This is a genomic window from Pseudomonas sp. KH_046_2 (genome assembly GCF_057838985.1).
Window position 1 is genome coordinate 6020096 of the sequence record NZ_CM174480.1, and the last position, 14261, is coordinate 6034356.

The 14261-nt window shown below is 61.1% G+C and carries 15 protein-coding genes, 1 other RNA gene and 1 pseudogene; 7 read left to right on the forward strand and 10 right to left on the reverse strand.

The window, feature by feature from the left end; all coding sequences use genetic code 11:
- Window positions 1–40: 40 nt before the first annotated feature.
- The 7 genes and pseudogenes from AC3IX1_RS27465 to AC3IX1_RS27495 form a co-directional block, all read right to left on the reverse strand.
- A complete protein-coding gene (locus AC3IX1_RS27465) occupies window positions 41–1657 on the reverse strand; it encodes an ABC transporter permease (protein ID WP_489386506.1) in 1617 nt (538 codons plus the stop codon).
- Window positions 1658–1837: 180 nt separating this feature from the next.
- Window positions 1838–2842 carry an extracellular solute-binding protein gene (locus AC3IX1_RS27470; protein ID WP_489386507.1) on the reverse strand — a complete coding sequence of 335 codons (1005 nt, stop codon included), beginning with the start codon at window positions 2840–2842 and terminating at the stop codon, window positions 1838–1840.
- 248 nt (window positions 2843–3090) lie between these two features.
- Window positions 3091–4308: a 2-octaprenyl-3-methyl-6-methoxy-1,4-benzoquinol hydroxylase gene (locus tag AC3IX1_RS27475; RefSeq protein WP_489388796.1), complete on the reverse strand. Its 1218-nt coding sequence runs from the start codon at window positions 4306–4308 to the stop codon at window positions 3091–3093.
- 9 nt (window positions 4309–4317) lie between these two features.
- Window positions 4318–4404, reverse strand: a pseudogene (locus tag AC3IX1_RS27480) (tetrameric acyl-CoA thioesterase); the annotation flags it as partial.
- Between the two features lie 58 nt (window positions 4405–4462).
- Window positions 4463–5650: a 2-octaprenyl-6-methoxyphenyl hydroxylase gene (gene ubiH / locus AC3IX1_RS27485; protein ID WP_489386508.1), complete on the reverse strand. Its 1188-nt coding sequence runs from the start codon at window positions 5648–5650 to the stop codon at window positions 4463–4465.
- Window positions 5647–6981 (reverse strand): Xaa-Pro aminopeptidase, encoded by a 1335-nt coding sequence (gene pepP / locus AC3IX1_RS27490; RefSeq protein WP_489386509.1) that lies wholly within the window; start codon window positions 6979–6981, stop codon window positions 5647–5649. Before pepP ends, ubiH begins: the two co-directional genes overlap by 4 nt.
- 27 nt (window positions 6982–7008) lie before the next feature.
- The gene (locus AC3IX1_RS27495; RefSeq protein WP_489386510.1) at window positions 7009–7566 is read right to left on the reverse strand and encodes a YecA/YgfB family protein; all 558 of its coding nucleotides are present in this window, start codon (window positions 7564–7566) and stop codon (window positions 7009–7011) included.
- A 194-nt stretch (window positions 7567–7760) separates the two neighbouring features.
- On the opposite strand from AC3IX1_RS27495, the gene AC3IX1_RS27500 reads away from it, so the two are divergent.
- From AC3IX1_RS27500 to AC3IX1_RS27515, 4 genes are all read left to right on the forward strand, one after another.
- Window positions 7761–7970 (forward strand): TIGR02449 family protein, encoded by a 210-nt coding sequence (locus tag AC3IX1_RS27500; protein WP_007982902.1) that lies wholly within the window; start codon window positions 7761–7763, stop codon window positions 7968–7970.
- Complete coding sequence (locus AC3IX1_RS27505; RefSeq protein WP_489386511.1) at window positions 7967–8284, forward strand: cell division protein ZapA; 318 nt, start codon at window positions 7967–7969, stop codon at window positions 8282–8284. The genes AC3IX1_RS27500 and AC3IX1_RS27505 overlap by 4 nt, the downstream gene beginning before the upstream one ends.
- 30 nt (window positions 8285–8314) lie before the next feature.
- Window positions 8315–8493, forward strand: a non-coding RNA gene (gene ssrS, locus AC3IX1_RS27510) — 6S RNA.
- An 86-nt stretch (window positions 8494–8579) separates the two neighbouring features.
- Window positions 8580–9185 (forward strand): 5-formyltetrahydrofolate cyclo-ligase, encoded by a 606-nt coding sequence (locus AC3IX1_RS27515; protein WP_008048703.1) that lies wholly within the window; start codon window positions 8580–8582, stop codon window positions 9183–9185.
- A gap of 35 nt (window positions 9186–9220) precedes the next feature.
- On the opposite strand, the gene AC3IX1_RS27520 is transcribed toward AC3IX1_RS27515, so the two are convergent.
- Window positions 9221–9376, reverse strand: coding sequence for a hypothetical protein (locus AC3IX1_RS27520; RefSeq protein WP_007982896.1), 156 nt, complete (start codon window positions 9374–9376; stop codon window positions 9221–9223).
- A 195-nt stretch (window positions 9377–9571) separates the two neighbouring features.
- Here AC3IX1_RS27520 and AC3IX1_RS27525 point away from each other — a divergent pair, with 195 nt between their 5' ends.
- Complete coding sequence (locus tag AC3IX1_RS27525) at window positions 9572–10024, forward strand: EVE domain-containing protein (protein WP_489386512.1); 453 nt, start codon at window positions 9572–9574, stop codon at window positions 10022–10024.
- A gap of 142 nt (window positions 10025–10166) precedes the next feature.
- On the opposite strand, the gene AC3IX1_RS27530 is transcribed toward AC3IX1_RS27525, so the two are convergent.
- On the reverse strand, window positions 10167–10574 hold the full coding sequence (locus AC3IX1_RS27530; RefSeq protein WP_489386513.1) for a flagellar basal body-associated protein FliL: 408 nt from the start codon (window positions 10572–10574) through the stop codon (window positions 10167–10169).
- A gap of 150 nt (window positions 10575–10724) precedes the next feature.
- Here AC3IX1_RS27530 and AC3IX1_RS27535 point away from each other — a divergent pair, with 150 nt between their 5' ends.
- The gene (locus AC3IX1_RS27535) at window positions 10725–11702 is read left to right on the forward strand and encodes an NADPH:quinone oxidoreductase family protein (RefSeq protein WP_489386514.1); all 978 of its coding nucleotides are present in this window, start codon (window positions 10725–10727) and stop codon (window positions 11700–11702) included.
- Between the two features lie 447 nt (window positions 11703–12149).
- Window positions 12150–13499, forward strand: coding sequence for a glycerol-3-phosphate transporter (gene glpT / locus AC3IX1_RS27540; RefSeq protein WP_489386515.1), 1350 nt, complete (start codon window positions 12150–12152; stop codon window positions 13497–13499).
- Here the strand turns inward: glpT and AC3IX1_RS27545 are convergent.
- A complete protein-coding gene (locus tag AC3IX1_RS27545; RefSeq protein WP_489386516.1) occupies window positions 13475–14143 on the reverse strand; it encodes a gamma-glutamylcyclotransferase in 669 nt (222 codons plus the stop codon). The two genes, glpT and AC3IX1_RS27545, sit on opposite strands and share 25 nt — an antisense overlap.
- Window positions 14144–14261 lie beyond the last annotated feature (118 nt).

The window sequence follows — 14261 nt, forward strand, 5'->3', positions numbered from 1 at the left end:
GAATGCCGCGCATTGTAGCCGCAAGGTGTAGGACTGACACCTAGCTGTTTCGATGCGCTGAACGCCGGATCAATCCGATGACCGGTAACAGCCCAACCAGCACCAGGGTCAATGCCGGCAAAGACGCCCGGGCCCATTCGCCTTCGCTGGTCATTTCGAAGATTCGCACCGCCAGTGTGTCCCAGCCAAACGGGCGCATCAGCAGGGTTGCGGGCATTTCCTTGAGCACGTCCACAAACACCAGCAACCCGGCGCTCAACGTGCCGGGTAACAACAACGGTAGATACACTTTGAAAAACAGTCGTGGCCCACTGACGCCCAGGCTACGTGCCGCTTCGGGCAAAGATGGCCGTATACGCGCCAGGCTGCTTTCCAGCGGCCCGTAGGCCACCGCCATGAAACGCACCAGATAGGCCAGCAACAACGCTGACAGACTGCCCAGCAGCAACGGCTTGCCCGCGCCACCGAGCCAGCTCGAGAACGGGATCACCAGCTCGCGGTCCAGGTAACTGAACGCCAGCATGATCGACACCGCCAGTACCGAACCCGGCAAGGCGTAACCCAGGTTGGCCAGACTGACCCCGGAACGAATGACCCGGGTGGGCGCCAGTCGTCGGGCAAACGCCAGTAACAAGGCGACGCTGACGGTGATCAACGCCGCCATTGCCCCCAGGTACAAGGTATGGACGATCAACCCGGTGTAGCGCTCGTCGAGATCAAAGCGCCCACGCTGCCAGAACCACACCGCCAATTGCAGCATCGGGATAACGAAGGCGCAGGCAAACACCAGCCCGCACCACGTCATGGCCGCCAGCGCCTTGAAGCCTCGCAGGTGATACAGCGCCTTGACCCGTGGTCGCTCGTTGCCCGCCCGATTGGCCCCGCGAGCACGCCGTTCGCCGTAGAGCACGAGCATCACTACCAGCAGCAACAGGCTGGCCAGTTGCGCGGCGGACGACAGGCTGAAAAAACCGTACCAGGTCTTGTAGATGGCGGTGGTGAAGGTGTCGAAGTTGAACACCGACACGGCGCCGAAGTCCGCCAGGGTTTCCATCAGCGCCAATGCCACGCCCGCGCCAATGGCTGGTCGCGCCATGGGCAACGCCACCCGCCAGAACGCTTGCCAGGGCGATTGACCAAGGACTCGCGCGGCTTCCATCAGGCCTTTGCCCTGGGCGAGGAAGGCCGTGCGGGCCAACAGATAGACATAGGGATAGAAAACCAGCACCAGCACCACAATCACACCGCCCGTGGAACGCACGCGCGGCAGCCGCAGCCCACTGCCAAACCACTCGCGCAGCAGGGTTTGCACGGGCCCGGCGAAATCCAGCAGGCCGACGAAGACGAAGGCCAGCACATAGGCAGGGATCGCGAAGGGCAGCATCAGCGCCCAGTCCAGCCAGCGCCGGCCGGGGAATTCGCAAAGGCTGGTGAGCCAGGCCAGGCTGACACCCAGGACTGTCACACCGACACCGACGCCTAGGACCAGGGTCAGGGTATTGCCCAGTAACCGCGGCATCTGTGTATCCCACAGGTGGGACCAGATCTGTTGATCGATGGTTTGCCAGGAAAGCAGCAGGACGCTCAGGGGCAACAGGACCAGCGCAGCGATGGCGAAGACGACGGGATACCAGCGGCGTTGGGCGGGATGAGCCAAGGAAGTTCTCTAGAAAATACAGTTTGTGGCGAGGGAGCTTGCTCCCGCTGGGCTGCGTAGCAGCCCCAAAACGCGGAAAACCCGCACAGATTTTGTGAGTGCTGCGCACTCAAGCGGGAGCAAGCTCCCTCGCCACAGGGATAGTGCTCGGCCTTACTTTACCAGCAACCGTCTATGAACTTAGTTCCAGCCAGCCTTGTCCATCATGCGAATCGCCTCGGCCTGGCGCTTGCCGGCGATCTCCACAGGCAAGGTATCAGCAATGAACTTGCCCCATGCGGCGACTTCAGCTGATGGCTGCACGGCCGGGTTCGCCGGGAACTCCTGGTTCACGTCGGCAAAGATTTTCTGCGCTTCAGGGGTGGTCATCCACTCCACCAGGGCCTTGGCCGCTTCCGGGTGTGGCGCGTGTTGGGTCAGACCGATACCCGACAGGTTGATGTGTACGCCACGGTCAGCCTGGTTCGGCCAGAACAGTTTCACCGGCAGGTCTGGCTTCTGCTTGTGCAGGCGGCCGTAGTAGTAGGTGTTGACGATACCGACATCGCACTGGCCGGCGTTGATCGCTTCCAGCACGGCTGTGTCGTCGGAGAACACGTCAGTGGAGAGGTTCCTGACCCAGCCCTTGAGGATTTCCTCGGTCTTCCCGGCGCCGTGCACTTCGATCATGGTCGCGGTCAGGGACTGGTTGTAGACCTTCTTCGCCGTGCGCAGGCACAGGCGGCCTTCCCATTGCTTGTCGGCCAGCGCTTCGTAGGTGGTCAGTTCACCCGGCTTCACCCGATCAGTGGAGTAGGCAATGGTCCGCGCCCGCAGGCTCAGGCCGGTCCAGGCATGGGAGGCGGCCCGGTATTGCAGCGGAATGTTGGTGTCGATGGTTTTCGAGGTGAACGGCTGGAGGATGCCCATCTGCTCGGCTTGCCAGAGGTTGCCCGCATCGACGGTGAGCAGCAGGTCGGCCGGCGTATTCGCGCCCTCGGCCTTGAGCCGCTGCATCAGCGGCGCTTCCTTGTCGGTGATGAACTTCACCTTCACGCCGGTCTTGGCGGTGTAGGCATCGAATACTGGCTTGATCAGCTCGTCGATTCGCGAGGAGTAGACCACCACCTCGTCAGCGGCCTGGGCGGCGGTGCTGCCGATCAGGGTCATGGCCAGTGCTGTCAGTAGACGCTTCGGTGCCAACATGGGAGCGGTCTCTCGATTGAAAAATGAGGACAAATGATAAGGACTCACATTTAGCTTCTCAATCGAAGCTGGCCGTGGAGGAGTTACCGGATGTTGCACAGGCAGAAAATGATGGTGAATTTACCGCCGCCATCGCGAGCAGGCTCGCTCCCACAGGGGATCTCCAGAACCCAGGAGTTTTGTGTTCACCACAAATCCTTGTGGGAGCGAGCCTGCTCGCGATGAGGCCGGCTGCCACAACGAAGATCTCAGGCCTTGGCAAGCGCCGGCAAATCCCCGGTCAACCCCAACGCCTCACGCACGAACAGCGCCTTGGCTTCCGGCATCTTCTCAACCACTTTCAACCCGGTATTACGCAACCAGCGCACCGGCAACGGATCGGCCTGGAACAAGCGTTCGAAGCCCTCCATCGCCGCCATCAGCGCCAGGTTGTGGGGCATGCGTCGACGCTCGTAACGGCTGAGGACCTTCACATCCGCCAGGCGCTCGCCACGTGTTGCCGCTTGCAGCAACACTTCAGCCAGCACGGCGGCATCGAGGAATCCGAGATTCACCCCCTGCCCGGCCAACGGGTGAATGGTGTGGGCCGCGTCGCCGATCAATGCCAGGCCTTCAGCCACATAACGCTTGGCATGCCGCTGGCGCAGCGGCACACACAGGCGCGGATCGGCGCTCAGTACTTCGCCGAGCCGACCTTCAAAGGCCCGTTCCAGCTCCTTGCAGAAACCTTGTTCATCCATCGCCATCAGGCGTTCGGCTTCGCCGGGTGTAGTCGACCAGACGATCGAACACCAATCCTGTTGGCCGTCGCGCTCAAGGGGCAGAAACGCCAACGGACCGTTGTCGGTGAAGCGTTGCCAGGCCGTCATCTGATGCGGCTTGGCGCAACGCACGCTGGTGACGATGGCATGGTGCAGATAATCCCATTCGCGGGTCGCCACACCGGCCAGGCGTCGCACCGCCGAGTTGGCGCCATCCGCCGCGATCACCAGCGGCGCACGCAAGGTGCGGCCGTCGGCCAGGGTCAGCAGCCAGTCATCGCCGGAGCGACGCATCTGCTCCAGGCGAGCATTGGCCAGCAACCCAAGGTCGCAATCGTGCAGGCGCTCGAGCAAGGCATCCTGGACCACGCGGTTCTCGACGATATGCCCCAGCACCTCGGCATGCACACTGGCCGCCGAGAAGTGGATTTGCCCGGTGCCGCTGCCATCCCAGACCTGCATGTCGGTGTAGGGGCTGCTGCGCCGCCCGGCGATGCCGTCCCACACGCCCAGGCGCTCGAGAATCCGCTGGCTGGCGGCCGACAAGGCGCTCACCCGCGGCTCAAACGCAGCCTGAGCGTTGAACGGTTTGACGCTCATGGGGCTGCCGTCCAGCAGCAGGACTTCCAGCCCGCTGTCCTGCAACGCCAGCGCCAGGGCGCTGCCGACCATTCCGGCCCCGACAATCAGCAGATCTGCGCGCATTTCCATGCTTTAAGCCTGTCTCTCTTGCGGCTTGAGCCGCACGTAAAGGGTTTTCCCGACCCGCGCCACCAGGTGGCAGGAGCCGTCATGAATGTCGAACCTGCAGGCAGGTATTTTTATCAATCGCGCCTTGCCGAATCGGCGGATCAGCCAGTCACGCATCCGGTCGCGTACCCAACCCCATCGCCTGCCGGGCAAACCAGCGTTTGGCCGGTGGCAGCAGATCCAGGCCGAGCAAGCCGATGTTGCGCCCCAGGGACACCAGCGGCTGGGTGCTGCCGAACAGGCGCGTGACCTGATCAGAGAAACCCACGGTGAGGTCCTGATCGAGACGCTGGTGTTCGCGATAGGCCTGCAACGTCGCGAAGTCGCCCAATGGTTTTTCGCTGGCGAGCAAGGCATTGGCCAGGGCCTGGGCATCGCGCAGGGACAGGTTGAACCCCTGGCCGGCAATCGGATGCAGGCTGTGCGCCGCGTTGCCGAGCACCGCCAGATGCGGGCGCACCTGTTCTTCGGCCTCGACCAGTGTCAGCGGATACAGATGCCGCGCACCGACCTGTTTCAATGTGCCAAGGCGATAACCGAACACACCCTGCAACTCGCTGAGGAAGCTGCGCTCGTCGAGGGCTGCCAGGCGTTGTGCGTCCATGCCCAGGCGGGTCCAGACCAGTGCGCAGCGGTTTTCCGGCAGCGGCAGCAACGCCATCGGGCCTTCGTCGGTGAAACGCTCGAAAGCCATGCCGTTGTGCGCTTCGCTCGGGGTGATGTTGGCGATCAGCGCGCTTTGGTTGTACGGACGTTTGCGGATGCCGATCCCCAGTTGCTCCCGCAGGCCGGAACGGCCGCCATCAGCGAGTACCGCGAGGTCGCATTCCAGCATGGTTTCATCGTTCAGAGTCAGGCGATAGCCATCGGTCAGCGGCTCCATGCGGGTGACTTCCGCCGGGCAGTGCCATCTGATCACGTCCTTGTCCAGACCTTGCCACAGGCATTGGCCGAGCCAGGCGTTTTCAACGACATAACCCAGCGCTGGAACACCCTCTTCCATCGCCGACAACCGAGCCGTCGAGAATCGGCCACGGTCGGAAACATGAATCTGCTTGATCGGCTCGGCGCGGCGCGAGACTTCCTGCCAGATGCCCAACCGTTGATAGATTTGCCGCGAGCCGAAGGACAACGCCGAAGAGCGGGCATCGTAACTCGGTTGATACGTGTCGCCAGGGGCGAACGGCTCGATCAGCACGATCTTCCAGCCTCGGGCCTTGGCAACGGCTTGCAGGGCCAGCGCCAGGCTTGCACCGACCAGCCCGCCACCGATGATTGCCAGGTTGACTCGACTCATGCTGCCTGTGTCCGCGCGGCGGCCATCAGGGCCTCGATCTCGGCGACGGTTTTCGGCACGCCGTTCGTCAATATTTCACAGCCGGTTTTGGTGACCACTACGTCGTCCTCGATGCGCACGCCAATGCCGCGCCATTTCTTCGCAACATTCTGGTTGTCCGGGGCGATATAGATCCCCGGCTCCACGGTCAGCGCCATGCCGACTTCCAGCACGCGCCACTCGCCGCCGACCTTGTATTCGCCGACGTCATGCACATCCATGCCCAGCCAATGGCCGGCGCGGTGCATGTAAAACGCCTTGTAGGCTTCGCCGGCGATCAGCTCGTCAACGTCACCCCGCAGCAGACCCAGCTTGACCAGCCCGGCCGTGATGACCCGGACTGTGGCCTCGTGCGCCTGGTTCCAGTGCTTGTTCGGGGCGATTTCGGCAAAGGCGGCTTCCTGGGAAGCCAGCACCAATTCGTAAATCGCTTTCTGTTCCGCTGAATACTTGCCGCTGACCGGAAAGGTGCGGGTGATGTCGCTGGCGTAGCAGTCGATCTCGCAACCGGCGTCGATCAGCACCAGATCACCGTCCTTGAGCAGCGCGTCGTTCTGCTGGTAATGCAGGATGCAGCTGTTGCGCCCCGCCGCGACGATCGACCCGTAGGCCGGCATCTTCGCCCCGCCCTTGCGGAATTCGTAATCGAGCTCGGCTTCCAGGCTGAATTCGTGCAACCCGGCGCGACAGGCCTGCATTGCCCGTACATGCGCCTGGGCGGAAATCCGCGCAGCCTCGCGCATCACTTTCACTTCTGCCGCCGATTTATACAGGCGCATGTCGTGCAGCAGATGATCCAGGGCAACGAATTCGTTCGGCGGCTGGGCACCGAGGTTGGCCTTGGAGCGGATCACGTTGATCCACTCCATCAGGTGGCGGTCGAATTCGGGGTTGCTGCCCATGGCCGAATACACCCGGTCACGGCCTTCGATCAGGCCCGGCAGGATGTCGTCGATATCAGTGATCGGAAAGGCGTCGTCGGCGCCGAAATCGCGAATCGCGCCTTCCTGCCCGGCACGCAGGCCATCCCACAGCTCGCGCTCGGCATTGCGTTCGCGGCAGAACAGGATGTATTCGCCGTGCACGCGGCCCGGCATCAACACCAGTACGGCCTGGGGCTCGGGAAACCCGCTGAGGTACTGGAAGTCGCTGTCCTGGCGGTAGACGTGTTCGACGTCGCGGTTGCGGAGGGCCACCGCGGCGGCGGGCAGGATGGCGATGCTGTTGGGTTCCATCTGCGCCATCAGGGCCTTGCGGCGCCGGCTGTATTCCGATTTCGGGATATGGATCATGGGCAGATGGCGTTCCCTGGCAAACGATTAGTGCAGCGACGGTTTGGCTGCGGCCGGCACGTCTTTTTTGGTCTCGGAGAACAGCAGCAGCGGTGCGACGCGCAGGTACTCCATGACTTCCATGTAGTCGTTTTCGCCGTCGTCGGACTCTTCCAGGGCGTCTTGCACCTGGGAAATGGCTGCCAGATCCTGCAGCACCTCGGTGGCCTCGGTGCTCAGGGCACTGCTGTCACGGCAGTTCAGGCCAAAGCCGCTGAGGAAACCCTGGCACCATTGGCCCAGTGCGGCGGCACGTTCGGTGAGCGGCGCATCGTCGGTCGGCAGCAGCAGAACGACGGTCACGTCATCGCCGGTGAGCTCGCCTTTTACCATCTCTTGCAGGCCGATCAGGGCGTTGCGAACGTTGTCCTGCGGCTCGTTTTCGAGCAGTTCGGCGGCGTCGATCAGCCAGCCTTCGGCGTCGAAACCGGCACCGGCACAGCTGCGGCCGAGCAACAGGCCGTGCAGTTCAGCAGGCGAGACGTTGTGACCGCTGGAAGTCAGCAGGGTGGCGAAGGCTTGGTACGGGGAATTCTGAATGGTCATGGGCAGCTAGGCGCCAGACGGCGCTATGTCTAGAATGAAGGCCTTGTATCCTACATCGACTACCCCTGTAGGAGCGAGCTTGCTCGCGATGGTTGTCAACGATAACGCTGGGTACCTGACACCCCGCGGCGTTCTCAGGTTCATCGCGAGCAAGCTCGCTCCTACAGTCCAACACCCATCAGACAGTGAAGACAATGGAAGACACCGACCTGCAAGCGCTGATGGCCAGACTCGAGCTGCTGATTACCCGAGTCGAGCAACTTAAGAGTCAAAACGGACTCTTACTAGCTCAGGAAAAGACCTGGCGCGAGGAACGCGCGCACCTCATTGAAAAAAACGAAATCGCCCGGCGTAAGGTCGAATCGATGATTTCGCGCCTCAAGGCCCTGGAGCAAGACTCATGAGTTCAAGCAATAGCGTAACCGTGCAGATCCTCGACAAAGAGTATTCAATCATCTGCCCTCAGGAAGAGCGCAGTAATCTGGTCAGCGCCGCCCGTTATCTGGACGGCAAGATGCGCGAGATCCGCAGCAGCGGCAAAGTCATCGGCGCCGACCGTATCGCCGTGATGGCTGCGCTGAACATCACGCATGACTTGCTGCACAAGGAAGAACGCCCGGATGTGCAGGCCAGCGGCTCGACCCGCGAACAGGTGCGAGACCTGCTCGATCGCGTCGATCTGGCGCTCGCCACCGATCCGGACGTCACCAAAGGCTGATTCGCGTCGCCGCTTGCGGTATAATCCCCTCACTCCCTGGGGTGCTTGCCAGTTGGCGATGTCCCTGAGCCGATTTGCTATACCCTGGAGGTTGCACGTTGGGCTGGTGTGCATGTCCGCTAGACGGAAAGCCTTAAAGCCTACTGCATCTTCCACCTTGAACTTTCGGGTTCAAGGGCTAAGTCGACAGCGGCACATTCGGGGAGCCTGATTTCAGTCCAATGCCGGTTTTGATACCGGCATTGGCGTTTTTACGGGTACGCTTCACGTATCCGCATTGTTGAAGCCCGAATACATGACCGAACCTGCGCTGCTCCCCCGCCCGCAACTTCGACGCATGCTGCGCAAGGCCCGCCGCGCACTGACTCCCAGTCAGCAGCGCCAGGCCGCTCGCGGGCTGTACAAGCAATTGGCCCAGCAACCGCTGTTCCGCCGCGCCAGACACATCTCGCTCTACCTGCCCACCGACGGTGAAATCGACCCGCGCCTGTTGCTGCGCGCCGCACAACGCCGGGGCAAAGCCACCTATCTACCGGTGCTGAGCGCCTGGCCGCGAACCAAAATGGTGTTCCAGCGCATCCGTCCCGGGGAAAAACTCAAACCCAACCGCTTCCGCATTCTCGAACCACGGGCCAATCTCGCCCGGCAGCGCAAGATCTGGGCGTTGGATCTGGTGCTGTTGCCATTGGTGGGTTTTGACGATGTCGGCGGACGCCTGGGGATGGGCGGTGGTTTCTACGACCGGAGCCTGGCCTACCTGGCGCGACGCAATGATTGGCGCAAGCCGACGCTGCTGGGGCTGGCCCATGAATGTCAGAAGGTGGCGCGATTGGCTCAGGCGAGCTGGGATGTGCCGCTGCAAGGAACGGTGACGGACAAGGCCTGGTATTACGCAGGCTAGGCGCCACTTCGATCAGCGGCGCAGAGGCAACAGGATCAGCGCTTGAAGGCGGTCGACTGTTGCTGCAATTGGGCGAGTTCGACCGGCGCATCGGTCTTGTTGGCCCACAGGCTTTGGGCATAGCCAGTGGTCACGACGCCAAGGCCAAACAAAATGACCAAAATCCATAGTAAATCCGGTTTGCGTTTCATCGATTGCCCCCCAAAGGCACATCAACACGATGACAGCAGCGGTTTCCGTTTGTAGGCCGTGCAGCAGCGTCAAGCTTTAAAGGCCGGCATTTTGCGACAACGCGAACCGCTGCGCAAACGCTGACGTCAACCGACTGTCGGTTTGTCATAAAATCGCCGACAAGCTGCTCAATCACCACGCAAGGAGCAACAGACATGGCCTATTGGCTGATGAAATCCGAGCCCGACGAACTCTCGATCAAGGGGCTGGAAAAACTCGGCAAGGCGCGCTGGGACGGGGTTCGCAACTATCAGGCACGCAATTTCCTGCGGGCCATGGCGGTGGGGGATGAGTTCTTTTTCTATCATTCCAGCTGCCCTGAGCCGGGCATCGCCGGAATCGGCAGGATTATCGAAGCCGCATACCCGGACCCGACGGCGCTGGAGCCAGAGAGCCATTATTTCGACCCTAAGGCCACCCCGGACAAAAACGCCTGGAGCGCGATCGATGTCGCGCATGTCGAGACGTTTGACCGGGTGCTGAAACTGGATTACCTGAAGCAGCAGACGGCACTGGCCGAGTTGCCGCTGGTGCAGAAAGGCTCGCGGCTTTCGGTGATGCCGGTGACGGCGGAGCAATGGGCGGCGGTGATTGCTTTAAAGCCTTGAGTCATTTGTTGCCTGTACTGGCCTCTTCGCGGGCAAGCCCGCTCCCACAGTGGATTTGTGTTGGAACACGATCACGCAAACACCAAAGAAACCTGTGGGAGCGGGCTTGCCCGCGAAGAGGCTGGTCCGGACAGCAGAATTCTTATTGAATGATCAAGTTGTTGAACAACAAGTCCTCAACCACCGGCTTACCGATTTCATCGTTCATCACCTGCTGGGTCTGCTTCAGCGCTTCCTGACGCAGCTTTTCCTTGGCCTCGACGTTGTTCATCGTCTCGGTGGTCTGCTGGGCGAACAGCGCGACCAATTGATTACGGATCAACGGCTCATTGGCCTTCACCGCCTTGGCGGCCTCGTCACCGGTCACCCGCAATGCCACATCGGCCTTGTAGACCTTCAGTTTCGGCGTGCCATCCAGCCCGTAGTTACCCACGAACGGCGGGCTCAAGGTGATGTAGCTGACCTTCGGAGCAGCATCTTCTTTGGCTTCTTCGGCCACCGCTGCCACAGGCAGAGACAGGGCCAGCATCAACATGATCCACGCTTTCACAATTCGCTCCTTATCCGGTTTGCGGCTTAGCATAACGACCCGCCGCGCAAGCACAAGCTTATGGCTGACTATCAGGGCCGGGCATGCTCGTTGACCCATCGACCCATACACCTACACTTATCGGCCATCACTCCCAAAGGAATAGCCCTGATGAAAGCCGTGCTGTGCAAAGCCTTCGGCCCTGCCGAATCGCTGGTGCTGGAAGACGTCGCCAGTCCTGTCGCGAAGAAGAACGAAATCCTGCTGGACGTGCACGCCGCCGGGGTGAATTTCCCCGACACGTTGATCATCGAGGGCAAATACCAGTTCAAGCCGCCCTTCCCGTTTTCGCCCGGTGGTGAAGCGGCCGGCGTGGTCAGCGCCGTGGGTGAAAAGGTCAGCCACCTGAAAGTCGGTGACCGGGTCATGGCCCTGACCGGCTGGGGCAGCTTTGCCGAGCAGGTCGCGGTGCCGGGCTACAACGTTCTGCCCATCCCGCCGTCGATGGATTTCAACACCGCCGCCGCCTTCAGCATGACCTACGGCACCTCGATGCACGCCCTCAAGCAGCGCGGCAACTTGCAACCGGGCGAAACCCTACTGGTGCTTGGTGCCTCGGGCGGTGTAGGCCTGGCGGCGGTGGAAATCGGCAAAGCCATGGGCGCCCGGGTGATCGCCGCGGCCAGCAGCGCAGAGAAACTCGCCGTGGCCAAGGCCGCCGGCGCCGACGAACTGATCAACTACAGCGAAACCAGCCTGAAGGACGAAATCAAGCGCCTGACCGATGGCCAGGGTGCCGACGTGATCTACGACCCGGTCGGCGGCGACCTGTTCGACCAGGCCATCCGCGCCATCGCCTGGAACGGCCGCCTGCTGGTGGTCGGTTTCGCCAGCGGGCGCATTCCCGAGTTGCCGGTCAACCTGGCCCTGCTCAAGGGCGCGGCGGTGCTCGGCGTGTTCTGGGGCTCGTTCGCCCAACGCCAGCCGCAAGACAACGCGGCAAACTTCCAGCAGTTGTTTGCCTGGTTTGCCGAAGGCAAGTTGAAACCGCTGGTGTCGCTGGTTTATCCGCTGAGCAATTCGGCGCAGGCGATCAATGATCTTGGCCAGCGTAAAGCGGTCGGGAAAGTGGTGGTGCAGGTTCGCTGAATCCTCTGCAAAAAAAAGCGCGGCCATCTAGCCGCGCTCTTTTTTGCCGTCAAAGGAACACCTCCCCGGCCCTGGCATCCAACGACGCCATCAACAAAAGCACGCATATCCACCACCGCATGTCCCTCTCCCTTCGCCTGCAACGCCAGACCTGGCAACAGCACAAAGGTTAAAGCGCCGGGGCATTCGGCATAACGCCATGACTTCTGCTTTAAACGAAGGATCTTTCCTAAAGACCTGCCCTATTTCAGGCACATCAAGCGCCTGCTAACTAAACAGGTAACGCTTCCTACAACGCCCCTCACTTACATCTGAGCGACATGTTCATAAAGGAACGCGCGATATCCAACATTTCCGCTGTTTTGCCGATGAGAACCGGTGCTATTTTCGGTAACGAAACTGTAACATTCGTATCCGCAGTCAAAACAAGAAATCTGGAGCTCTTGAATGTTTGCTTTCTTTCGTCCTGCCGCACATCAGGCTCCATTGCCTGAAGAAAAAATAGACAGCACCTATCGACGCCTGCGCTGGCAGATTTTCGCCGGCATCTTCATTGGCTATGCCGGTTACTACCTGCTGCGCAAAAACTTCTCCCTGGCCATGCCGTACCTGATCGACGAGGGCTACTCCCGTGGTCAGCTGGGCCTGGCGATGTCCGCCATCGCGATTGCCTACGGTCTGTCGAAGTTTCTGATGGGCCTGGTGTCCGACCGTTCCAACCCGCGCTTCTTCCTGCCGTTCGGACTGTTGGTGTCGGCCGGAGTGATGTTCGTTTTCGGTTTCGCGCCCTGGGCGACGTCCAGTGTGACCATGATGTTCATTCTGCTGTTCATCAACGGCTGGGCGCAGGGCATGGGTTGGCCGCCGAGTGGCCGGACCATGGTGCACTGGTGGTCGCAGAAGGAACGTGGCGGCGTGGTGTCCGTATGGAACGTGGCGCACAACGTCGGCGGTGGCCTGATCGGCCCGTTGTTCCTGATCGGCATGGGCCTGTTCAATGACTGGCACGCCGCGTTCTACGTGCCGGCAGCCGTGGCGCTGGCGGTAGCGGTGTTTGCCTTTGTGACCATGCGCGACACCCCGCAATCGGTTGGCCTGCCGCCGATCGAGCAATACAAGAATGACTACCCGGAAGGCTACGACGCCAGCCACGAAGAAGAATTCAGCGCCAAGGAAATCTTCGTCAAATACGTGCTGCGCAACAAAATGCTCTGGTACATCGCCTTGGCCAACGTCTTTGTCTATCTGCTGCGCTACGGCGTGCTGGACTGGGCGCCGACCTACCTCAAGGAAGCCAAGGGTTTCACTGTGGATAAAACCTCGTGGGCGTACTTCTTCTACGAGTGGGCAGGTATCCCGGGCACGCTGCTGTGCGGCTGGATGTCGGACAAGATCTTCCGTGGCAACCGTGGCCTGACCGGCATGGTGTTCATGGCGCTGGTGACGGTCGCGACGCTGGTTTACTGGCTCAACCCGGCCGGTAATCCGATGGTCGACATGATCGCGCTGCTTTCCATCGGCTTCCTGATCTACGGCCCGGTGATGCTGATCGGCCTGCAGGCGCTGGAACTGGCACCGAAGAAAGCGGCCGGTACAGCGGCAGGCTTTACCGGTCTGTTCGGTTACTTGGGCGGTTCGGTCGCGGCCAGTGCAGCGATGGGCTACACCGTGGACCATTTCGGCTGGGACGGCGGTTTCGTGCTGCTGGTCGGCGCCTGCCTGCTGGCGATGGCCTTCCTGGCCCCGACCCTGCGGCACAAACAAATCGCCAGTCAGAGCCGCGAAGCACTCGCTTGATCGTCCTTTGATTTACAGCGCTTGAGCCGCGCCTCCAGATTCCGGTCTGGCATGGCGTGGCTGCGCAGGGCGTGCGCGGTCTGCTCGACATAATCGCGAGTGGTGCCGTAGCGCCCACAGGCGTTTTCGAACACATGGCTCAGCACATGGTCCGGCAAGTTGCCGGCATAGCTGGGCAGGTGTCGCTCCAGCACAAAACCCAATGCCTGTACCTGGCTGCCATCTTCGAGACGGCAGTTGAGCCAGTGTGGGCGGTAGGAAGGGAAAGGCATCTCGCGTTGCCAAAGTGCGTAGAGCGAGGCTTCGAGTTGTTCTTCGGGCAAACGATAGGCGAAACCGCTGCAAGAACCGCCGCGATCCAGTCCAAACACCAGGCCAGGCATTTCCGGTGTGCCGCGATGTTCGTGGGACCACAGGTACAACCCGCGATGGTAGCCATGCACCCGGCCCCGAACCCGCTCAACCGCCGTGCACTCAGGGCGCCAGATCAGCGAACCATACGCAAACAACCAGACCGGCCCACCCTTGTGGCGCGCCATGGTCGATTGCATCGAGCTGAGCAATTGTTCGTGAGTGAGCTGCGGTCCCAGATCGAGCCGCGGAGGGTAAGCCAGATTCAAAAAAGCAGATTCAATGGCGCTCATGGCGAATAGCGTTCAGCTCCCCGCGGGTGAAGAATTACTTAATAGAACGCACGGCTGTAACAATAAGGCACATAAGTTTTAAGGCAATTTAAATGCCATGGCACAGTTTTTAAATAAA